The organism is Chryseobacterium sp. 2P (assembly GCF_059579425.1).
Window position 1 is genome coordinate 2,900,239 of record NZ_CM184194.1, and the last position, 22,742, is coordinate 2,922,980.

Below are 22,742 nucleotides of genomic sequence, written 5' to 3' on the forward strand. Positions count from 1 at the left end.
CTTCAAAATTCGTAGAATATTCGATTTTCACGGATAATCATTATCTTTGTAGCTTAAAACTTTACTATAAATGTCAAACAGAAAGATGATTACGGCAGCTTTGCCTTATGCAAACGGACCGGTTCATATAGGACATTTAGCAGGTGTCTATATTCCTGCTGATGTATATGCGAGATTTCAGAGAAGATTAGGGAAAGATGTAGCGTTTATCTGCGGAAGCGATGAGCATGGAATTCCTATTACCATAAGAGCAAAAAAAGAAGGGGTAACGCCACAGGATATTGTAGACAAATACCACGAAATCATTAAAAAATCTTTTTCGGATTTGGGGATTTCTTTTGACGAATACTCCAGAACAACCTCTCCAAAACACTACGAGACTAGTCAGGATTTCTTTAAGGTTCTTTACGAAAAAGGAAAGTTTACGGAAGAAATGTCTGAGCAGTATTTCGACAAACAGGCAGGAGAATTTTTAGCAGACCGATACATCGTCGGAACCTGTCCTAACTGTGGTAATGAAAACGCTTACGGAGACCAGTGTGAAAAATGCGGTACTACCCTTTCACCCTCGGAACTGATTAATCCGAAATCCATGTTAAGCGGAAACGTTCCTATTCTGAAAGACACAAAAAACTGGTACTTACCATTAAATGAATATGAGGATTTCCTGAATGAATGGATTATTGAAGGTCATAAAGACGACTGGAAACCGAATGTTTACGGACAGGTGAAATCATGGTTAAATGATGGGTTAAAACCTCGTGCAATGACCAGAGACCTGAACTGGGGTGTTCCGGTTCCTCTTCCGAATGCGGAAGGAAAGGTATTGTACGTTTGGTTCGATGCGCCAATCGGATATATCTCTTTCACAAAAGAATGGGCGGAGAAAAACGGAAAAAACTGGAAAGATTACTGGCAAAGCGAGGAAAGTGATTTGGTTCACTTTATTGGAAAGGATAATATTGTATTCCACTGTATTATTTTCCCTGCGATGATGAAGGCTCACGGAGATTATATCATGCCTAAAAATGTTCCTGCTTTTGAGTTTTTAAATCTTGAGAACGATAAAATTTCCACCTCGAGAAACTGGGCGGTTTGGGCGCACGAATATGTGGAAGATTTCCCGGGACAACAGGATGTTTTAAGATATGCCTTACTTTCATCCGCTCCTGAAACAAAAGATAACAATTTTACGTGGAAGGATTTCCAGACGAAAAATAATTCTGAACTGGTTGGAATTTTCGGAAATTTCATCAACAGAGTTGCTGTGTTAATTCATAAATATTATGATGGGGTTGTTCCTCAAGGTGATGTAAACACTCCTGAGCTAAAAGAAATTAACAAATCAGCAAAAGAAATTTCAGGATTTTTAGAAAACTATGAATTCAGAAATTCTTTAACAGCTTTAATGAATTTGGCACGTTTCGGAAACCAGTATCTTCAGACAGAAGAGCCATGGAAAACAATAAAAGATAACCCTGAAAAAGCGGCACATTCTTTATTTGTAGGAGCTCAGATTGCAGTTGCTTTAGCACAGTTGTGTGAACCGTTTATGCCTTTCAGCTCTGAGAAATTGTTGAATATGTTTAATGTTCAAAAATCTGATTGGAATACTATTGAAACTAAATCTGTTTTAATTGAAACAGGTCATAAAATCAACGAAGCATCTCTTCTTTTCTCAAAAATTGAAGATAATGTTATCGAAGCTCAAATCCAGAAATTGGAAGACACCAAGCAAAACAATAAAAAAACAAATCCTAACGCAAAACCTATGAAAGAAGAAATCACTTTTGATGATTTTATGAAAATCGACTTAAGAACAGCCACTATTTTAGAAGCTGAAAAAGTTGAGAAAGCAGATAAACTACTGAAACTAACTGTTGATACAGGAGTGGACGTAAGAACCGTTGTTTCAGGGATTGCAGAAAGCTTTACCCCGGAAGAAGTTGTTGGAAAGCAGGTTATGATTTTATTGAATCTTGCCCCAAGAAAAATCAGAGGAATTGAATCTCAGGGAATGTTGCTTTTAACTACAAAACCGGACGGAAAATTATCTTTCGTAACGCCGGATGACAGCAATGTTGAAAACGGTATTGAGATCGGATAATCCGATATTGAGATAAAAAATAAATCCACGTGAACTAAAAATCATGTGGATTTTTTATTTGTCATTGCGAGGAGCAAAGCGACGAAGCAATCTTTTATTAATCTTAACAATATAAATAAATCTTAATGTTTCAAATTTTAACCATTAAGATTCTGTTAAGGATTTAAGAAAAGTTAAGTCTGAATGTTATTTTTTAAGTTTGAGATTGCTTCGTCGCTTTGCTTCTCGAAATGACAAAAACTAATTATTTCTTAGTCAGCCTCGCCAGATAAGAATCCTCTTCCTGCAACACTTTTTCTATTTTAAAACCATTATTCTCTGCTGCATTTTTTAAGGTATTAAAATCCAGATACAGCCATTTTATCGGATCTTCAGATTCTCCTTTATAATGAACAATATAATCGAGTTCGCCGTAATATCCTTCCGCAGGAATATAAACTCCGCCATCCTCATCTTCATCAAACATATACAGAATATCTGTGCTGTCGATTAAAATCTGACCGTTCGGATTCAAAAGCGAATAAAGTTTTTTCAGATAAATATCAATCACATGAAGACTTTGGAAAATGCCTGTTCCGTTCATCAGCAAAAGAATCGTATCAAATGTTTCTCCGGAAAAATGAAGCATATTTTCAGCAACTGCTTTCTTTATTCCTCTTAACTGGCAGACTTCAATGGATTTCGGAGAAATATCCAATGCGGTAACATCAAGATATTTTTCATTCTGAAGATACAAAGCATGAGAACCCGCTCCTGCTCCAATGTCTAACGTTTTTCCTTTTGCAAGTTGCAGAGCTTTTTGCTCAATTGTATTCATTCCGTCAAAATCGCGGAACAGATATTTTACAGGAAGTTCATCCAGTTCGGAAATAGAAGTTTCGGTCTGCAGATCTTCAGGATTTTCGTTGTGATAAAAATCCCAAATGGCTTTCCCCATTAAATCTTTCATAGTTTGATATATGGTACAAAGATAAGTTTTTGAAATTTTTAAATGAACATCTGTTGTGAAAAACGCACTTAACCATAAGTCTGTTTAAACTTTATTTAACCACAAAAGGTGCAAAAGATCTACTAAATTTTTTATTTAAAGTTGATCATTATAAATGAAAAGGGTCACAATAGTTTTTAAAAATCTTTGATTTTTATTTTTTTGAGCACTTTGATTATTCTGGAAATTCGCTTTAACATTATCTTTTGTCCCTTTTGTGGTTAATTCTGAAATTAGTTTATCACAAGTTTTAATTCTAAAATTAACATTCGAAATTTTTGACTTTAAATTTTTAAACCATAAGTCTGTTTAAACTTTATTTAACCGCAAAAGGTGCAAAAGATCTACTAAATTTTTTATTTCAAGTTGATGAAAAAGGTCACAATAGTTTTTAAAAATCTTTGATTTTTATTCTTTTGAGCACTTTGATTATTCTGGAAATTCTCTTTAACATTATCTTTTGTCCCTTTTGCGGTTAATTCTGAAATTAGTTTAAACAAGTTTCATTCTCAAAACGCAAAGCCCCACTTTACAATTAAAATGGAGCTTTGACTCAGTAAATGAAAAACAAGGTTCTTTACATCGCAGGACCTGCTGCGTCTTTTATTTCTTCGGATAATCTTTTTCTTTCCAAAAGTCTTCTTCTGGCAATTACAGATTTTCCGCTTAACACTTTTATAAATCTTGTCGATACAAAACGCTCTCTTCCAAAATGATGCGTAAGAATATATCCTAAAATTCCGAAACCGGCAATAACGATATACCCGAAAATCTTTTTATTGGCAGCAATAATCGCATTGAGCTGAATACCTTTCAGATTGGCAGCCACACTTTGTGAACTCACCGTTAATCCATCCATATAAACCGCCAGATTCCCTAAACTTTCCACCTGAAAACGGTACTGAAACCATGAAAATACCGCCGAAAAGAAACCGATCGTAAGAAAAGTTCTCCAGACCAAAGCCAGTCCGATGGCAGCCATCATATCATCAAGTTCAAGCTTATCCAGCGTGTAATACCAAACGGAAATAAAAAGCACCGTCATCCCAAAACCTTTCAGGAATAAAGGAAGATACCAGTTGTCATAATTAAACTCCAAAACCATAGAGAAATACATAATAACCGAATATCCCAACATCGCTGCAAATCCGGAAAAAATATACATTTTCACAGGTTTGTCCCTTTTAAACCAGATAATCGCCACAATTCCGGCAGCTACAATTCCGGGAATCATCAGAAGATTAAGTTTCGCATTCGTTATTTGGTCGTATCCCAAAACTCCGACGGCAAAAATATTCTGTAATGTTGCCGTTGCCATAAACATTCCCAGACAAAGAAGCATAAACAATCCGTGAAGAACATTGCTTTTTGAAAAAACCTTGAATGATAAATAAGGTCTTTTCAGATGCGTCTGTCTGGTCACCAGAAGCGCAAAACTTACAAAAGCACCAATCCCTGCATTGATGATATTTTTAGAATTCAGCCAATCCTGCTGTTTTCCGAAAGCAAAAACATACGCCGAAAACATAAACGTTGCCACAAAAAGCACAATACTCAGCCAGTCAATATAATGAAGCGGAACTTTCAGCGCAAAATACTGATCGTGCATAAAAATCCACTGCAAAACAGCCAGTCCGAAACACAAAATCGAAATAAGGACGAAAAATTGCTGCCAGTTATACAAAACCGAAACTTCTACGGCATAATATCCCACAATCTGGTTCATAATCAGGATAAATGAATAAAAAACACCGTAAAAAACACCACGGTTCCCGATCATTGCCATAACAGGTAAAAATAATTCGATCGCAACAATCATTTTAAAGAAACCGATCAGAAGAGAACTTCCGATGATTACAGAAGGCTGAAGTGTGGTTGCATTAATGTAATTTAAAATTCCCAAAAGAACCAGAACAACCGTAATTTTATCCCTGATCTTAAACCGCATTTTTAGTCTCAGAACAATCGGCATTGCCGCTCCCATTCCGATCGTGGAAGCATAATTCGCAAAAATATAATTTTCCGAAAGCGCACCGGTTCCGCCCACCATATAACTGATGTTTCCTGTGTAAACGCCGCCCAAAGGCATTACGATCGCCAGTAAAAGCACGATCAGTAAAAGCTGAACAGGTTTCGGTACCCAATCTCGGTATAATCCTTTGTTGTACATATTTTAAAATTTGATTTGAAGGCTGAAAGTCTGAAGATGTATGATTTAAAATACATTAACCTCGGTTTTCCTCATCCTTCTTTCTACCCTCCTTATTTTTTAATCACAATATTCATATTCATTCCTGCACTCAGCTTTTCGATGTCTTCTTTTTTATTGGAAGGCGTAAACTCAATTCTTACAGGAATTCTCTGCTGAACTTTAATGAAATTTCCGGTAGAATTATCCGTTGGAATATTAGAATATCTTGAACCTGTAGCCGCAGAAATTGCTGTAACTACTCCTTCAAATTGTTGTCCGCCCAATGCATCGGCTGTCATCATCATTTTTTCTCCTGTCTTTACATTCGGCATCTGACTTTCCAGAAAATTGGCAGTCACCCATTTCTGACCGTTCAAAACAATCGTTGCCACCTGTTGTCCCGGCTGAATCAACTGTCCTTCAGAAATCGTTCTTCTCCCCATCACTCCGTCATAAGGTGCAGTAATTACCGTGTACGAAAGATTAATTTTCGCCATATCTAATGCGGATTTTGCTCGTTTAATTTCTGCATCAATGATCCCGAATTTGCTTTTCACTTCTACAGTTGAAAGATTTGCCGACTGTTTCTGGTTGATTAAAGTCTGATACGCCGCTTTTTGTGCATCGTACTCCGTTTTTACCTGATCGTACTGCTGTCTCGTCACCGCCTCGGAAGCCAGAAGGTTTTTGTAACGGTTTAAATTCTGCTCCGCATTCCAGAGTCTTGCTTTTGCTCCCGCAATATTAGATTCCATCACATTCACGTTATTGGAAACCGTATTCACCGATGAACTTGTTGCCGCTCTTTGCGCCAAAGCATTCTGATACGCTGCTTCCGCCTGTCCGATCTGGGTTAAAATTTCGCGGTCATCCAATACAACAAGTGTATCTCCTTTTTTAACCTTTTGATGCTCAATGAATTTTATTTCTTTGATATAAGCTGAAACTCTTGTGTTGATAGGATTGATAAATTCCTCAACCTGAGCCGCTTCCGTGTATGTTTTATCACCGATGTGAAAATATTGCGCAATCAGCCAGTACAATCCGAAACCAATCACGGCAAAAACCAAGATATTGGAAATGATAGCTTTGATTCTGTTTTTCTTTCGTTCTTTCTTATTGGCTGCAGCTCCTGAATTGGCAGGAGCCTGAGTTGTATTTTGTGTATTTTGTTCCTTGTTTTCCATTTTGATTTTCAAATTTTAAATATTAAAGTGTTCCGGTAGATTTTAAAAGATTGTAATACTGATACAGCACATTGATTTCTCCATTTGCATAATCAAGCTCCGACTGTAATTTTTGATTCTGCGCGTCGATCATTTCTGCCTGTACCGCCAACTGATTCAGATATTTAGCTTCCGTAATTTTATAGTTTTCTTCCGCTAATTTTTTAGCATCATTTAAAATTTCCGCCTGCTGAATAGATTCCTGATATTTGGTATATGCCGCATTTACAGCCATATCAATATTCTGCTGCGTTAAAGTCATCGCATCATTTGCCTGCGTTTTCTGCAGTTCTCCCAGCTTCACTTTTTCTTTGGTTTTAAAAAGATTATCAATATTGTAACTTAATGAAATCCCCGTTTGCCAACCACCGGAATACATATCCAGAACAGGATTTCTTGTAGTAATCGGTCTTTGCAGAGAATATCCTCCGAAACCTGAAATCGTAGGCATTCTGTCGGTTTTAATAATTTCAATATTTTTATCGGCAACATCAATGTTTGTTTTCGCAGATTTCAGCAAAGGATTGCTGTCATGAGCAAGATTTACATAATATTCGATACCAATTCCCGATTCTTTGTTCTGCAAACTTTCTACAGGAACAATTTCCGTATCAGTGGGTAATCCTAAAGCAATACTTAAATTGTAATTCAGAATTTTTTTATTGTTTTTTAACGTTAAAACACCCTGATCTAAATTTTTGATTGCCAGTTCACCTCGAATGACCTCGTTTCTCGTCACCATTCCCTGCTGATAAAATTTCTGAATGTTTTTCAGTCTTTCCTGAGCCAGTTTTTTATTGTTCTGAAAAACAGCTTCCTGATTTAAAATTTTATAAATATCCAGATAATTTGAAATGACCAGAAGTTTTACGTCCTGTTTGTTCTTTTCCAGATCCAGTTTAGAAAGTTGCTCACGAAGTCCCGCCATTTCAATAGACTTGTTCACCAATCCACCTTTAAAAATAAGCTGGGTTGCCTGAACCGCATACGAACTTCCATAGTGCGGCATCGGAACATTTGTGGAATTTGAGAAATCTTTATCGATAGCAACGGCATCGCCTAAGTAGAACTGACTGGTAGAAGCCGTAATGTTCGGCAGTTTCTGTAGTTTTACCACTTCCGTATTCTGTCTGGCAATGTTGATATTCTGTACCGAAACTTTCAGTTGCTGATGATTCTGCACCGCGAGTTCGGCAACTTCGTCTGCGGTGAGCTGTTTTATTTCCTGCGAAAAAAAAAGCGCAGGAAATAAGGCTATCACGAGTGATAGCGCTGTTTTTATGTTCTTAACCATTTTACCTTGTTTTACGGATACAAAGGTACGGCAGCAACAAACTCAAACAAATGTTTAAGAATTGGAAAAAGATGTTCAGATGTAAGATTTTAGTTTTCGAACTGATTTCTGTACTGGGAAGGACTTTCGCCCAAATGCTTTTTAAAAAAGTGCGAAAAAGAATAAGGATCGCTAAATCCGAGAATACCGGAAATCTCCGAAACAGGCTTATTTGATGAGTTCAGCAGCACTTTTGCTTCGTTCATCACAATCAGTGAAATAATCTGGCTTGCCGACTTTCCCGTGATGTCTTTCACCACCGCCGAAAGATGTCTGGTTGTAATCGACTGGTGCTGCGCATAGAACTCTACGCTTCGCTCATGGGTGTGGTGTTGCGCAAGATCGTTCAGGAAAATAAAAACAATTTCTTCCTGTCTGGACATCTGACTCATGGAATTGCTGTCTTCCTTGGAAATAATTCCCGCCATCTGATAACAGAAAACGGAAAAAAGATGTTCAACAATTTCTTTCTTGTAGGTCATTTCTGTCTCAGAATCGAGAATGTATTTGAGGAAATTAACACTTTTCCAGACCACTTCCAATTCATCCGGTTCGAAAGGAACACCGATGTTCATCTGCTGCCTGAAATAACGGTACGTAATTAATCTGTTGAATTTCAAAGATAAAGCCGAAATAAATTCACGTTTGTACGAAACCATTCTCGATTGAAAATCATCGCTGATGGAGATCATTTCGTACACCGTCTGAGGATCCGTCACCATAAACATATTGGCAGAAAGCTCAAGATCGCGGAAGTGCTGTTTCAGCTTAATGCTTCCTGTTTTCACAAAGATAAACGCAGGATTATCAGGACGGAATGGTTTATCGACAGAAATTCTCTCGAAAATATTATGTTGCGTAAAAATTTCAACTCCGAATTTTTCTAAGACAGACATAGTACAAATATAAAGCAATCTCTTGAGCGGTCACAAAAATTTATTATTTTAGTGTTTTCCAAATTAGAGATATGAGAAAAATCGATTTGCTATTTGCAGAATACGCCGAAAGCCACAGAAACTCGACCAATAAGCTGATCCACTGGATCTGTGTTCCTTTAATTTTCTGGACGATTTTAGGATTTATTTCTTTCATTCCTTCAAAATCAATTGGCTTCAGATATATTGGCGAAATCAGCTATGTAAGTTTTGCAGCCATTGCTCTGGTAACTGTTTTTTATACCAGACTTTCTTTTTTAATCGGTCTGATTATGTTTTTCGTGATGATTTTAATGGAAAGTTTCGCTTACGGAATCAATATCCGTTTTGAAGAAAAATCATGGATGGTTTATCTCGCTGTTTTTATAATAACATGGATTTTTCAGTTTGTAGGACACAAGATTGAAGGCAAAAAACCTTCTTTCCTGAAAGATTTACAGTTTCTTTTGGTAGGACCGATTTGGCTGTTGAGTTTTATTCTTAAAAAACTGGGAATCAGATATTAATCTTAATGATTGGTAAATGATGATTGATGATTGATGATTGAAGATGGAAGTTGATTTTCAGGCTATACAACTTCCCTCTTCCGGCATCAAACTTCTAACCTGATTAATCTTCAAGAGCATAAACGGCAAAACTTGCGAGCCAATGATCTCCCCCATAATTTCCCTGAAAAAGCAATGGCAATCCGTTGTTTAAAAATACATTGGCTGTTTTCTCAAATTTCTGTTTCAAAGAATGATTTACAGGAAGCGATTTAGCGATTCCTTTCATGCACCACGCCTTCGAAAAAGATAAACCGACCAAATGAACAGTCTGATAATCTGAAAGATCACTCACCACCGGAATTTTTTCAATATTTTCCAGACTTCGTTTTTCATAGAAATTATTTAACCACACGACAAATTCTTTTTGGGGTAAAACGCGTCGCATCAGATCTGCAATTTCGAGACTTGGCGAAAAGAAATCCGATCCGTCCGGTTCAAGATAAGCGGGTGTTTTCGTATTGTTCAGATAAAAATATTTTGCCTTTTCAATGAGCTGATTTTCAAAATCTTTATCTCCGGTCGCTCTTGCCCAATCGAGTGCAAAAACCATTGCAAAAGCCGTATTGGGATGAACTCCCGTTCTGTTAGGATAAGTTTGTTTAGGCAAAAAAGTCTTCCACGAAGCTAAAATTTTATCAGTAAGAGGTTTCAGATTCTCTTGCCATATTTTTGCTTTCGGATGATTCCATGTTGCCAGTTCTTCGTCTAATTTCAATAACCAAGCCCATCCGTATGTTCTTTCGAATGTTCCGGTTAGCTGATATTTGGTGAAATAATCGGCTTCTGTCTGTAGATTTTCTTTTCTAAAAGAGTTATCCAAAATCTTTTCAATATCTTTTGCCACGGAAAGATTCGGTTTTGTTTTCAGCAGCCGAAGCAGCATCCAATGTCCGTGAACAGAGCTGTGCCAATCGAAGCAGCCATAAAAACTGGGATGAAGATCTTTAGGACTTAAAAGAACTTCTTTTTCGTTATTGATAATATGGGCTGTTTTGTTCGGATATTCCTGATTGATACAGTGAAGCGGCTTTTCAGATAATCTCACTGCCATTTCATCGGTAAGTTTCGGAATTTCCTGACCAAACATCAGAAACGGTAAAAAAATGATGGCTAAAAGACTCTTTTTCATTCATTAAAAATATAAAATAAATTCAATCTTTCATTTGTAATCAGGCTAAAAATAGAAATTCATAAATTATCTTTATCTGTTTTGAATATTTATTAAAGCTTTTACTTATCCTTAATTAATTCTAGTGCTAAATTTTAACGAAAAGTTTACAATATTTTTAAAATACTTACCGATTTTAAGCTTAATCTATAAAAAATATTGAAGAAATTCATTACAAGCAATTGCAGATTTATTTGAAAATTTCAGATAAAAGACTCGGATTATTGATTAATTTTAATACTATGAATATTTTAGATGGAATTAAAAGAGTGGTCAATAAGTTATAATTATCTCTCCCGCAGATTGCAAATTAAGCAGATCAAATTAAAAAAATCTGCATGATCAGTAAAATCCGCGGGAGATTATAAAACCGTCTCTATTTTCCCAAAACAAACACCGCCGGAATTTTATGGAGTTCCGGTTTCTGCTTCTGCCACTCTTTTATGGTTTTTGTTTTAATAAATTCCTGTTCAGGATCGTTGATATTGGCGGCGATGCACAATTTTGTGTTTGGTGATAAAAATTTCGTAAGATCTTCAAAAAGTGCGTTATTTCTGTAAGGCGTTTCCATAAAAATCTGCGAATATCCTGTCTTCTGAACAAGACTTTCGAGCTGAAGAATCTGCTTTTTCTTTTCACTTTTATCAATCGGAAGATAGCCGTTGAAGGTGAATTCCTGTCCGTTAAAACCACTGGAAATTAGTGCTAAAATAATCGATGAAGGTCCTGAAATCGGGATAACACGGATATTTTTCTCATGACACCATTTTACCATCAGATTTCCCGGATCTGCAATGCACGGAAGTCCCGCTTCAGAAAGTAATCCGAAATCCTGACCTTTTAGCATCAGTTGCTGCGCTTCTTTAATATCTGCGTTTTCTGTGTATTTATCCAGCAAAAAAAGTTTCAGATCCGACTGTTTTTTTTCGGGAGCGAAAAATTTAACCACTTTTCTGGCGGTTTTTTCATTTTCCACGAAGAAGTAATCGGTCTGCATGATATACTCTTTAATTACTGGTGAAAAATGCGTGATAGAGGTATTTTCCGAAAGATAAGCAGGAAGTAAAAAAAGCATGATTTTATTTTTTTGTTCTTTCTTTTAAAGAAGGTTGTGGGTAATATTTTGTAAGATCCATGGAAAAAGACACGGAAGTAATTTTCCATTTTCCGTCGGTTTTCATTAAAGTCCAGATTTCTTTACCCCAGTTCAGCATTTTACCGTCATGCCAAAAACTGTAATCGAAATTAGCGGAAGCAATCGATCCGTCCTGAATAATTTTTACGTTGTAGAATTTTTCTTCCGATTTATTGTCTTTAAAACTTTTAATGAAGGCTTTGTAATTATCTGTAAAATAGATTTTTTCGTCGGGATATTCTGTCACAACTTTTTTGTAAGTACGATCTGTATACACTCCAGTCCAGAGAACCGGATCCTGAAAAAGCGAGACAAATTTTGCCTCATCTCTGGTTTTAATGCAGTTCATAAAATCATCCATTATGGTACGGATGGCGATTTCATCTTTTGTCTGAGCGAAAGCAAAGCTGCCGCAAATAAGAAAAAGAATTAAAAATTTTTTCATCTTTATTTTAAATTTTATTTAGCATAGCATCACAACCACGATCTAAAAGCTGATAGACCTCTTCAAATTCATTCAGATCTCCCCAATACGGATCGGGAACTTCAGCATTTTCATGATCGCCTAAAACTTCAAGAAATAAAGACACTTTCTTTCGCTGTTCTTCATTTTTAGCTTTGGAAATAACATCAGCCAAAACGTCAACATCCATGCAGTAGATTTTATCAAATGTTTCAAAATCCGAGTGTGTTATAGGTCTGGATTTCTGTTTCGAGATATCAATTCCGTGGTTTGAAGCGGTTTTAATGGCTCTTTTGTCGGGATGATTTCCTTCGTGCATGGAAATGGTTCCGGCAGAATCTATTACAAAATTTTCAGGAGCTTTTGCTTTCATGATCCCTTCTGCTAAAGGACTTCTGCAAATGTTTCCCAGACAGACCATTAATATTTTCATCTCAGTTTCAGGTTTTAATGTTTCAGGTAACAAAACTAAATAAAAAATGAAGAATAAAATTATTCTCCATTTTCTTTATTTAAATTGAATTATTTCTTACTGTTTAATTCTTTCTCCCAATTCCTTCACATACTTTTTAACCTCTTTGTCGATCTTGGAAACATCTTTAATGGTATCACAAGCGTACATTACTGTAGAGTGGTCTTTTCCGCCCATTTCTTCCCCGATTTTGGTAAAGGTAGCATTGGTCAACTCTTTAGAAAAATACATCGCCAATTGTCTTGGAAGCGCAATTTCTCTTTTTCTAGTTTTGGATAAAAGCTGCTCTTTTTTGATTCCGAAATAATCGCAAACCACTTCCTGAATATAAGGAATATTGATGACTTTTTTCTGGTTGGATGCAATTTTATTAATGGTATCCTTCAGTAAAGTTAAGCTAAGATCCTGTTTATAAATGGTAGAGTATGCAATAACCGAATTGATGATTCCGATAAGCTCTCTTACGTTTGTTTTTGCTTCCGCAGCAAGGAAATCCAGCATATCATCCGGAAGAACGATACCGTCTCTGCTTAGTTTATCGATGATGATCTGTTTTCTTGTTGAAATATCCGGAGATTTGATCTCTGCAGAAAGTCCCCATTTGAATCGGGAAACAATCCTGTCCTGAATATCCAGAATATCTGCAGGAGCTTTATCTGAAGTAAGGATGATCTGTTTTCCGTTCTGATGCAAATGATCGAAAATGTGGAAGAAGCTGTCCTGTGTTGCAGATTTACCGGAAAGGAACTGAATATCATCAATGATTAAAACATCAACCATCTGATAAAAATTCGCAAACTCAGTCTGCTTATGTGCTTTTGCAGCCGAAATAAACTGCTGAATGAATTTTTCGGAAGACAGATATAAAACTACTTTATCCGGAAACTGATTTTTTACTTCCAGTCCTACAGCCTGTCCTAAGTGCGTTTTCCCAACACCGTAACCTCCGTATAAAAATAATGGATTAAAAGCTGTTGCTCCCGGTCTTTTAGCGATAGATCTTGCAACTGTCGCTGCAAATTTGTTACTCTCTCCTTCTACATAATTATCGAAAGAGAAGTCAGATTTTAAGTTGGAATCAATATTTACCTTCCTGATTCCCGGAACCACAAACGGATTCACGATATTGGCAGAAAAGCCCTGAGGCATCGTTTCCTGCACTTTCGGAGTCGGTACAGATTTACCTTTTATATTCATGGTAACCGGTCTTTCCAAACCGGCAGGTTTGTTTTCCATTACAGAATACCATAATTTCACTCCTTTTCCTATATTTTTTTTCAGGGCAGCAGAAAGCAGGGACAGGTAATTGTCCTCAATATATTCCTTGTAAAAATCACTCGGAACCATAAGCGTAAGATTATTCTCAACCAATGAAATTGGCTGAACCTTATCGAATAGCAAATCGAAAGATTTTTCAAGTTTTTTAAGATCAGAATTATCTTCAGCTGCGTTGAGATTATCGCGCATGAACTGAAGGCACTTCTGCCATATCATCATTAAATTTTCATCCATAATTGATGCCCCGATTAATTCTTAGTTGTTAGTAATTTTTGGAAGGACGACAAAGGTCTAATTTTTTTATTTTAAAAAAAAATATTGTGGATATTGATTATTTAAAAATATATTTGTATGTATATAAAGAAGCTTAAAATGATACACACAAAACACTCATTAAGAGTGCGTTACGGAGAAACAGACCCCATGAAATATGTTTATTACGGTAACTATGCAGAGTATCTGGAAATTGGCAGAGTGGAGCTTTTCCGGAGCATAGGAATGTCGTATAATGAGATTGAAAATCAAGGAATTTGGCTGCCTGTTTCCGAGTATAAAATTAAGTATTTACGCCCTGCTTTTTATGACGAAAAATTAGAAATTCATACCTATGTAAAAAAAATTCCGGGAGTGAGAATTGAATTTGAATATGAAATTTTCAACGAAGAAAATATAAAGATCACAGAAGCTTCCACTACTCTTTTCTTTCTGGATGCCAAAACCAATAAAGTTGTAAAATGTCCGGATTATCTTTTGAAACTGATTGAAGAAAACTGGAAGGAATAATTTTAATAAAACATAGAAACAAAACATTAGTTTACAAAGCTATTTTTAGAATACAGGTTTTAGCGGGGTTTTATAAATTTCGCTATATTTAAATAATAATAAAAGAGATATAATGAAGATCGCATTTTTGGGACCGCAGGCAAGTTTTACCCAGCTTGCTGCTACCCAGCTTTTTCCCAATGAAGAACTTTTACCACACGCCAATATTTTAGACTGTTTTACCGCTGTAGAAAACGGAGAAGTTGATAAAGCCGTTGTTCCTCTGGAAAATTCCATTGAAGGGACGGTTTCCATGACACTGGATTATCTTTATAAAACGCCTTTTATAGCAGTAGAAGCCGAAGCAGTAATGCCCATCGCACATCATCTTATGATACATCCAAACTGTGATGAAGGAAATATTGAAAAAATATATTCTCATCCGCAGGCTTTAGCACAAAGCTTTCATTTTCTGGATTCGAAGTTTAAAAATGTTCCTAAACAGGATTTTTCTTCTACCGCTGCCGCAGCAAAACACGTTTCTGAAAACATGAACAGGAATCTGGCGGCTGTGGCTAATCAGTTTGCAGCAAATTTGTACGGATTGAAGATTATCCATCGAAATATTCAGGATTTTGAGCAGAATCATACAAGGTTCATTATCATTTCGAAAAAACACAATGCTTACAGTAATGAAAATCTGGAAGTTTTGGGAGAAAAATCCGGTCTGCTGATCACCCTGCCTGAAGATCATGCGGGAAGGCTTCATCAGGTTCTGTCGGTTTTTGCATGGCGAAAGATGAACCTCAGCAAAATAGAATCCAGAACCCTGAAAACAGGACTCGGAAATTATTTTTTCTTCATCAATGTAGCCGGAAGCTGGGAATCGGCACTTTATCAAAATGCACTTGAAGAATTAAAAGCACTGAATGTAGAAGTAGATTTTCTCGGCAACTATAAAGAATTTTTTCTAAAAAGCTAATTAATATTTATTTACAAAAGGATATACCAATTAATATATTTCATCTCAAAGAGATTTATTTAGTTATTTTCTTGGTTTTGAAAATAAGAAGAAATTTTTCTACTTAGTTGTTACCTGCAAACTATTGATTAATAGAATTTTCAAATATTCATAAGGAAAAAATCAATTATATCCAAATTAACATAATTTGCATATAATTGATTTTTTATGATAATTTTCCATTAAATATTGAAAAATTACCATAAATAAAGTATTTATTGCATGATATTTGATGCGATTATAACAACTGACTGAGACTAAAACCATTAACTAATTTAAATTTTGCAGCATGAAAACTAAAATTTGTAGCTTACTTTTGGCTATGATGTCAGCCTCAACTTTTGCTCAAAGTGGATGGGTTGGCATTAACACTCCGAACCCTCAAGCCAATCTCGACATTAATGGAACAATGAAAATCAGGCAGACTCCCGCCGCTTCTACTCTTTCAGGATACCAGATGCTGGCTGTCAACCAAAATACCGGTGGAGACTCACAGGTTGTGCAGGTAGCTCCACAGGTTATTGCAGATTACATAATGACTTCGGGAGCTAATACTTCTGTTTATTCCGCGAAAAAATCTTCAGGTATTACTTTGATCAATGTGGGAATTTTACCAAACGGTTTCAGACCGGTAAATTTTTTAACCACAGAAAGAACTACAGGTACGGCGTCTTTGTTCTCTGATTCTGATAATACGTATACAGCACCTTCTACAGGTATTTATGCAATCGGATTTAGTTTCAGGTATGGTACAGGTATTCAATCCGGAGTTCTTACAACAACACCAAGCATTGCCATTTTAAGAAACCGCGCAGGAACTTCTACCATCATCGACACGAGTGATTTCAGCGGAGTCAATCTTGGATTGGTTAGTTTAACAATCTCTGAGGGAAGTATTAATTCATTATATTCTCTTCAGGCAGGAGATAAAATATCTTTCGGTCTTACCAACAACACTGTACTGGATTTGGGATTACTCGGTTCAAGCACAGGCTCTTTCTATATTTACAAAGTATCTAATTAATTTTTATAGTTCAAATATTACTTTTAGATTAATCCGCCATATAATTTGCTTATTGGCGGATTAATTATTTGCTATTAAGTTTATTGTTATATTTGATACTCCCAAAAGAACAAAGATGATTTATGCAATTGTTATTTTCCTCATTCTGTTTATATTCATCATTTATAATAATCTGAGCAGTAAGATCAGCAGATTAGAACAAAAGGTTTCAGAACTGAGTTCAAAACTGAATCCTGAAATTCCGGAAAGAAAAGAAGAAGAAAAAGAATGGCAGAAAATTCCGCACCCGACAGAACATGAAGTTCTTCCTCAGGAAGAGAAAAATATTCAGCAAGAAATTATTCCTGAAAAAGAAGGAAAAGACTGGATGAATATTATCTTCGAATTTCTGAAACAGAATGCTTTAACCATTATCGGGATTTTTACTTTGGTTTTGGGAATCGGTTATTTTGTAAAGTATGCCATTGATAAAAACTGGATCGGAGAAACCCCAAGAGTCGGAATCGGATTCTTTCTGGGAGCAGTCATTATTTTACTTGGTCATTTTTTAAGGAAAAACTATTCGGTCTTTTCTTCCATTATTACAGGAGGCGGGATTGCTGTATTGTACTTTACGGTTACTATTGCTTTTCGGGAATATCATTTGTTTTCGCAAAACATTGCTTTTTCTGTTACCTGCCTGATTACTTTGATATGCATCGCACTCTCCTATTATTATAAAAGTGAAATTCTGATTATTTTCTCTTTATTCGGAGGTTTTTTAGCACCATTGATGGTTAGTTCTGGACACAGCAACTATCCGTTTTTGTTTACTTACATTACGGTTCTGAATCTGGGAATGCTCACCATTGCCTTTCTTAAAAACTGGAAAAGTATCGGATGGATTGCGTTCATATTCACATATGTTTATCTTTTGTACTGGACTTTTGAAACTACTCAGCTTACAAGCATTTATTTCTATATTTCAGGATACATTATCTTCTATTCTTTTGCCTTAAAAAATTATTTCCGGAAAGAAGTAATGTCTTCACCGGATATTCTGATGCTTGTTTTAATTAATTTTACCAACATCATCGGACTGGTTTATATTTTTAATCAGCTTGGCTATGAACCTGTGATTATTTTTCCGCTGATTTTTGCTTTGGTGAATTCATTTTTGCTTTTCAGAGAATATTCTCAAAAGAATTTTGGAATTAACTACTCTGTTTTTGCAGCTATTACGGTGGGTCTTTTAACATTAGCCGTTGCATTGCAGTTCAAAACCCATCTCATTACGAGTGTCTGGGCAATTGAAGCAACGCTCCTTTTATATATCTGGAAGAAAACCGGCCTGCCGATTTTCAGAAAATGTTTCTATGTTCTTTTTCCTTTGGTAATTGCTGCACAAGTAATTACCTGGACAGAATATATTGATGCCAAAAATCTGAATATTATTTTCAATCCTGTGTTTTTAACAAGCTTGGTAACTTTGATAACAACATTTTTCAGTTTATTTTTACTGAGAAAACATCCCGATCACGATGAAAAATTCAATGCTTTTCTCGAATATTTATTTTCGATATTAAGCTATGGTGTTATCTATTTCGCTATTCTGCTGGAAATCATGTATCACATTTCCTCACAACCGTGGATTGTAATTTTCAGTGTCGGAATTATTTTTACACTTTATTATATTTTCGCAATTCTTTTGTTCCGAAAAAAACTGGAAATTCCTCAAGCTTCAGCAACCCAATTTATTTATCTGTTTTGTGTATTGATTATTATTGATACTGCTGTTTCTGGGACAGGAATTGTTTCTAATTATTTGTTGGATAAAATATCACTTGGTTTTTACGGGCTTTATCTTTTATATTGGATTCCTTTTATATATACCATTCTCCAGATTCTGCCCAAATCCAATTTTTTCAAAATAAAACTATCGTACTGGCTGATTTCTGTAACCTTTATAACTGCACTCAGCTTTGAACTGTACAACATTTATATATTACTGAATGCTGAAAACATTTCCGGCATGAAAGTTTTAAGTAAACATTTTGGGCTTCTTTATCTTTCAATGATCTGGGCTGTGCTTTCATCCGTATTAATTTATAAAGGGCTAAAAAATAATATTCCGGAATACAGCAAGATTGGCTTTGCATTAATAGCAGTCACCATACTGAAGCTTTATCTGTATGATGTATGGGAAATGGACAATATATCGAGAATCATTGCATTTATTATACTGGGAATCATTTTGTTACTAAGTTCATTCCTGTTTCAGAGGCTCAAAAAAATCATTAAAAATTTAGTGGAAAACAAAGAAGAAAAGCCGGAAACTGAGAATTTATAACTTCGTAAAAGCTTTTATTGATAAACGATTGTTAAAATATTATGAATTTTTATTTACATTCTATAAAAAATACCTATATTTATCACGTTTTTAATAGTCATTTATTCCGGAAACATTATGAAAAAAATTCTCCACTCTTTTTTATTATTATCTTCTGCTACGCTGTTTGCTCAGAAGAATACAGCTACAAAATTTGCAGTGGCAAATGATATTGTAGGAACGGTAGATATGTTTAATACTCATTACAAAGGTTCTGTACAAAGCTCAAAAGCATACAAATCTGCAGCAGAACTTCCTCAGAATTTAAAAAAATTCGATTATATTGCTGATAACGGATTGGTAGAATATAAACTGAAAAGCAATCAGGGCGTAATCGACAGAATGCCTGTAAATGAACTGAACGCACAGTACGGACTTCCTGCAGATACACCGGTACTTATTGACGGATACGAGTTTACCAATACAAAAACTATGGTATACGGAGACATCATCAATAACGCGCAGGTTGTTACCAGCAACGGTAAGAAAATGGTATCTGTAACGACTTCTAAAAAGTAATTTCTCAGATCATATTTAAACAGAAGGATGCCCAATTTGAGCATCCTTTTTCAGTAATATTGCTTAAAGCTTTTCTTTTGAGAACTTTGAATATTCTTATTATTTATGATGTTTGTCTTTTGGAACTTTTGCGGTTAATAAAGAGTTTCAGTATTTATTGTTCCATTTTTTCTTTAATTCTTCGTAAATCTTCTTTTCAGTGGCATTGTTTCCCGGTTCGTACAATTTTACCTCTTTAATTTCTTCCGGCAGAAAACTCTGATCTACAAAGTTGCCTTCATAAGAATGTGCATATTTGTACTCCTTTCCGTAATCCAGATCTTTCATCAATTTCGTAGGCGCATTTCTTAAATGTAAAGGAACAGGAAGATTTCCCGTTTTTTTAACCAATGCCAAAGCTTCATTAATCGCCATGTACGTTGAATTGCTTTTTGGCGAAACCGCAAGATAAACCGCCGTTTCGCTCAGGATAATTCGTGCTTCAGGATTTCCGATCACGTTCACCGCCTGAAAACAGTTGTTGGCAATCACCAATGCATTCGGATTGGCAAGACCAATATCTTCGGAAGCTAAGATCAGCATTCTTCTCGCAATAAATTTAATATCTTCTCCTCCTGCAATCATTCTTGCCAGCCAATACACCGCACCGTTCGGATCGCTTCCGCGCATGGATTTAATGAAAGCAGAAATAATATCGTAATGCTGTTCTCCGTTCTTATCGTAAAGTGCCATCGTCTCCTGCAAAACTTCAAGCACATCTTCATTTTTAATTTCTGATTTTTTGGAATTTTTATATTGATTTAGAACCAACTCCACAGAATTAATCAGCTTTCTTGCATCACCACCGGAATATTGAATAAAAGCTTCTTTCTCAATGATTTTGAAAGATGTTTTTTCATCCTGATTGCACCGTTCCGAAGCCGTATCAATCAATTCTTCCAGCTTTTCATAGCTCAATGCCTTTAAAACATAAACCTGACTTCTTGAAAGCAAAGCCGAAACCACCTCAAAGCTTGGGTTTTCGGTTGTCGCACCAATCAGAACAATCCAGCCTTTTTCTACGGCATGAAGAAGAGAATCCTGCTGAGATTTATTGAAACGGTGAATTTCATCAATAAATAAAATCGGCGATTTTCCGGAAAAGAGATTCTGCTTTTTGGCATCTTCAATTACATCTCTTACATCTTTCACTCCCGAAGAAACCGCAGAAAGCTTATAGAATTTCCTTCCCGACTTTTCAGAAATAATTTCCGCCAGAGTGGTTTTTCCCGTTCCGGGAGGTCCCCAGAAAATCAGGGAATTCAGGGAATTGTTTTCCAGCATTTTCCGGATCGTCCCTTTTTCTCCGGTTAAATGTTCCTGCCCGAGAACATCATCCAGTGTTTTGGGTCTTAATTTTTCAGCTAATGGAATATTTTGGTTCAAAATTTAATGTATTGTTTATATCAACTTCTTTTAGTACATATTAAATCTGTTTAAACTTTTTTATTGAACCGCAAAAGTGACAAAAGATGGCTAAACTTTTTATTTAAAGTTGATGATTATCAATGAAAAACTTACCATAGTTTTTAGAAATCTTTGATTTTTATACTTTTAAGTGCTTTCATTATTATAGAAAATCGCTTTAACATTGTCTTCTGTGCCTTTTGTGGTTAATTCTGAAATTAGTTTAAAGTTTAATACAACGTAAAGATAAGAATATGTTTTCTCAATTAAAAAACCCGTCGGTATAGACGGGCTAAAATTATTGTAAAGGAGGATTTTCATTTTTTTGCTGTACGGCTCCGGTTTCTTTTCTGTTTACAAGAAGTATATTGTACTGGTCTGTAAGCGCATTGAGCTGATTAATGACCGTAATATAAGGAGACGGAGGTGTTTCTACCAAAAGATGAAGCGCATCGATCCTGTCTCTTAAAGCATAATAAGCCGCATTGGTTTCTTCTCTTTTTCCTTTAATGGTTTCGGGACTTGCGTCTCCATATTCCTGTGTACGGGAAAGATAAGTGGTATTGAAGAGGTCGTTAGCCGCTTTCATTTCATCTACCCATGCCGAAAGGGAAAAAAAGGCGACAGCATTGGTAAGTTCTGGTTTGTTTTCCCAGTCTCTCATGAGATTATTAAGCGTTGCGGTTTCTGCCTGATAATTGAGCCGTGCAATACCACTTCCGTACAAAGCCATATTATCGAGAAGAAGCTGTGCTTTTTGTTTCTTATCCGCTTCATAGTGATAAGACTGCGACAGCAGAAAATAATAAATTCCGTTGATGGCATTATCTCTTCGTTCGTCCAGAAGCAGAAGTTCCTGAGTTTTGTCACTCGCCAGAGCTTTTTTATAAAGCGCTTCCAGTTCGGAAATTTTTGTATTGAAAGCAGAAAGCTTGGTTTCTATCCCTAAAGATTCAGGGTTGTTCAAGTTAATGATTCCTGTAAAGTCTTTTACATATTGCAGATATTCTGCATTACGAAGTAATCTTAATTCTATTGCATTCATATTTTTAAAAATGTTTCTTGTGTTTTTTCCGGGAAAGTTTCTTACTGGGGTGCAGGAAGGTTTCCCGCCTTCGGGAAAGTTTGTCGCAGGGGTGCAACAGACTTTCCCGGTTACCGGAAGAGCTGTTGCAGGGGTGCAGGAAGCTTTCCGGAAGACGTATTGGTTATTTCTGATTGCTGGCTTTATTTTTCCAGAAGTCAATCTGGTCTTTCAGCTCCCGATTTCTTTCCTGAAGCTCTTTGATGCGCTCTTCGTATTGCTCGATGAGTTTTTCTGAAGCATTATAATTATTGGTCTGATTTTGAATCATTCCGCTCCCACTATCATTTGTTTGGTCATTATTATTATTTACCTGAACATATCCTTCGTCTTTCAGTAGATTATAGATATCTGTTTCATAGAATTCAGAGATTTTCAGCAGATTGTCAATTCCCGGTTTGGTCTGGTCGCTTTCCCATTTCCCGTATGCAGTCTGGGAAACATCCAACTCCATGGCTACCTGTGTCTGCGATAAATTTCTTCCTGTTCTCAGCTCCCTGAGTTTGGTTCCTAAAGACATATTCTGATAATTTTCAGCTAATTTACTGTTTTTTATATTTCAAAATTAAAACTTTTGTGGTGGATTTTAAAACTTTTGTTGTAGGCAGAAGTGAAATTACGTATTAGATTTGTCCCTGTTCATATATAGATCGATTTTTTTTTAATACATCTTG

Annotated in this window: 21 protein-coding genes; 8 read left to right on the plus strand and 13 right to left on the minus strand. The window is 35.9% G+C overall.

The annotated features are described in order from the left end of the window. Positions 1-70: 70 nt before the first annotated feature. The gene (gene metG, locus AC52CF_RS13200; RefSeq protein WP_214589272.1) at positions 71-2,107 is read left to right on the plus strand and encodes a methionine--tRNA ligase; all 2,037 of its coding nucleotides are present in this window, start codon (positions 71-73) and stop codon (positions 2,105-2,107) included. Positions 2,108-2,351: 244 nt separating this feature from the next. On the opposite strand, the gene AC52CF_RS13205 is transcribed toward metG, so the two are convergent. The 5 genes from AC52CF_RS13205 to AC52CF_RS13225 all read right to left on the minus strand — a co-directional run bounded on the left by AC52CF_RS13205 (position 2,352) and on the right by AC52CF_RS13225 (position 8,741). Continuing rightward, entirely contained in the window at positions 2,352-3,056 is a 705-nt protein-coding gene (locus tag AC52CF_RS13205) for a class I SAM-dependent methyltransferase (protein ID WP_214589271.1), read from the minus strand. 616 nt (positions 3,057-3,672) lie between these two features. After that, the gene (locus AC52CF_RS13210; protein ID WP_290265786.1) at positions 3,673-5,265 is read right to left on the minus strand and encodes an MFS transporter; all 1,593 of its coding nucleotides are present in this window, start codon (positions 5,263-5,265) and stop codon (positions 3,673-3,675) included. Between the two features lie 92 nt (positions 5,266-5,357). Continuing rightward, complete coding sequence (locus tag AC52CF_RS13215) at positions 5,358-6,473, minus strand: HlyD family secretion protein (protein WP_214589269.1); 1,116 nt, start codon at positions 6,471-6,473, stop codon at positions 5,358-5,360. 22 nt (positions 6,474-6,495) lie between these two features. Continuing rightward, positions 6,496-7,806, minus strand: coding sequence for a TolC family protein (locus AC52CF_RS13220; protein ID WP_375180959.1), 1,311 nt, complete (start codon positions 7,804-7,806; stop codon positions 6,496-6,498). Positions 7,807-7,895: 89 nt separating this feature from the next. Further along, on the minus strand, positions 7,896-8,741 hold the full coding sequence (locus tag AC52CF_RS13225; protein WP_375180958.1) for a helix-turn-helix domain-containing protein: 846 nt from the start codon (positions 8,739-8,741) through the stop codon (positions 7,896-7,898). Between the two features lie 71 nt (positions 8,742-8,812). On the opposite strand from AC52CF_RS13225, the gene AC52CF_RS13230 reads away from it, so the two are divergent. After that, positions 8,813-9,286, plus strand: a complete 474-nt coding sequence (locus AC52CF_RS13230) for an Mpo1 family 2-hydroxy fatty acid dioxygenase (RefSeq protein ID WP_214589267.1) — start codon at positions 8,813-8,815, stop codon at positions 9,284-9,286. Between the two features lie 103 nt (positions 9,287-9,389). Here AC52CF_RS13230 and AC52CF_RS13235 read toward each other — a convergent pair whose 3' ends face one another. Then, the gene (locus tag AC52CF_RS13235) at positions 9,390-10,457 is read right to left on the minus strand and encodes a DUF2891 domain-containing protein (RefSeq protein ID WP_496517247.1); all 1,068 of its coding nucleotides are present in this window, start codon (positions 10,455-10,457) and stop codon (positions 9,390-9,392) included. Positions 10,458-10,690: 233 nt separating this feature from the next. Between AC52CF_RS13235 and AC52CF_RS13240 the strand changes: the two genes are divergently transcribed. Continuing rightward, positions 10,691-10,783, plus strand: coding sequence for a hypothetical protein (locus AC52CF_RS13240; RefSeq protein WP_496517248.1), 93 nt, complete (start codon positions 10,691-10,693; stop codon positions 10,781-10,783). 89 nt (positions 10,784-10,872) lie between these two features. Here the strand turns inward: AC52CF_RS13240 and AC52CF_RS13245 are convergent, their stop codons facing one another. The 4 genes from AC52CF_RS13245 to dnaA all read right to left on the minus strand — a co-directional run bounded on the left by AC52CF_RS13245 (position 10,873) and on the right by dnaA (position 14,078). Beyond that, positions 10,873-11,571, minus strand: coding sequence for an SAM-dependent methyltransferase (locus AC52CF_RS13245; RefSeq protein WP_185205922.1), 699 nt, complete (start codon positions 11,569-11,571; stop codon positions 10,873-10,875). Positions 11,572-11,575: 4 nt separating this feature from the next. Beyond that, the gene (locus AC52CF_RS13250; protein WP_290265792.1) at positions 11,576-12,076 is read right to left on the minus strand and encodes a nuclear transport factor 2 family protein; all 501 of its coding nucleotides are present in this window, start codon (positions 12,074-12,076) and stop codon (positions 11,576-11,578) included. A gap of 7 nt (positions 12,077-12,083) precedes the next feature. Further along, entirely contained in the window at positions 12,084-12,527 is a 444-nt protein-coding gene (locus AC52CF_RS13255; RefSeq protein WP_214589263.1) for a low molecular weight protein-tyrosine-phosphatase, read from the minus strand. Between the two features lie 96 nt (positions 12,528-12,623). Beyond that, on the minus strand, positions 12,624-14,078 hold the full coding sequence (gene dnaA / locus AC52CF_RS13260; protein ID WP_214589262.1) for a chromosomal replication initiator protein DnaA: 1,455 nt from the start codon (positions 14,076-14,078) through the stop codon (positions 12,624-12,626). 138 nt (positions 14,079-14,216) lie between these two features. Here dnaA and AC52CF_RS13265 point away from each other — a divergent pair, with 138 nt between their 5' ends. The 5 genes from AC52CF_RS13265 to AC52CF_RS13285 all read left to right on the plus strand — a co-directional run bounded on the left by AC52CF_RS13265 (position 14,217) and on the right by AC52CF_RS13285 (position 19,538). After that, on the plus strand, positions 14,217-14,627 hold the full coding sequence (locus AC52CF_RS13265) for an acyl-CoA thioesterase (protein ID WP_235131169.1): 411 nt from the start codon (positions 14,217-14,219) through the stop codon (positions 14,625-14,627). Between the two features lie 112 nt (positions 14,628-14,739). Next, the gene (gene pheA / locus AC52CF_RS13270) at positions 14,740-15,588 is read left to right on the plus strand and encodes a prephenate dehydratase (protein WP_496517249.1); all 849 of its coding nucleotides are present in this window, start codon (positions 14,740-14,742) and stop codon (positions 15,586-15,588) included. A gap of 328 nt (positions 15,589-15,916) precedes the next feature. After that, positions 15,917-16,651 carry a hypothetical protein gene (locus AC52CF_RS13275; RefSeq protein WP_214589259.1) on the plus strand — a complete coding sequence of 245 codons (735 nt, stop codon included), beginning with the start codon at positions 15,917-15,919 and terminating at the stop codon, positions 16,649-16,651. A 115-nt stretch (positions 16,652-16,766) separates the two neighbouring features. Beyond that, positions 16,767-18,980, plus strand: coding sequence for a DUF2339 domain-containing protein (locus tag AC52CF_RS13280; RefSeq protein WP_496517250.1), 2,214 nt, complete (start codon positions 16,767-16,769; stop codon positions 18,978-18,980). Positions 18,981-19,097: 117 nt separating this feature from the next. Next, complete coding sequence (locus tag AC52CF_RS13285) at positions 19,098-19,538, plus strand: hypothetical protein (protein WP_496517251.1); 441 nt, start codon at positions 19,098-19,100, stop codon at positions 19,536-19,538. 147 nt (positions 19,539-19,685) lie between these two features. Here AC52CF_RS13285 and AC52CF_RS13290 read toward each other — a convergent pair whose 3' ends face one another. From AC52CF_RS13290 to AC52CF_RS13300, 3 genes are all read right to left on the minus strand, one after another. After that, the gene (locus tag AC52CF_RS13290; RefSeq protein WP_496517252.1) at positions 19,686-20,963 is read right to left on the minus strand and encodes a replication-associated recombination protein A; all 1,278 of its coding nucleotides are present in this window, start codon (positions 20,961-20,963) and stop codon (positions 19,686-19,688) included. Between the two features lie 319 nt (positions 20,964-21,282). Then, positions 21,283-22,029 carry a DUF6261 family protein gene (locus AC52CF_RS13295; RefSeq protein WP_496517253.1) on the minus strand — a complete coding sequence of 249 codons (747 nt, stop codon included), beginning with the start codon at positions 22,027-22,029 and terminating at the stop codon, positions 21,283-21,285. Between the two features lie 163 nt (positions 22,030-22,192). Beyond that, complete coding sequence (locus tag AC52CF_RS13300) at positions 22,193-22,588, minus strand: helix-turn-helix domain-containing protein (protein WP_496517254.1); 396 nt, start codon at positions 22,586-22,588, stop codon at positions 22,193-22,195. Positions 22,589-22,742 lie beyond the last annotated feature (154 nt).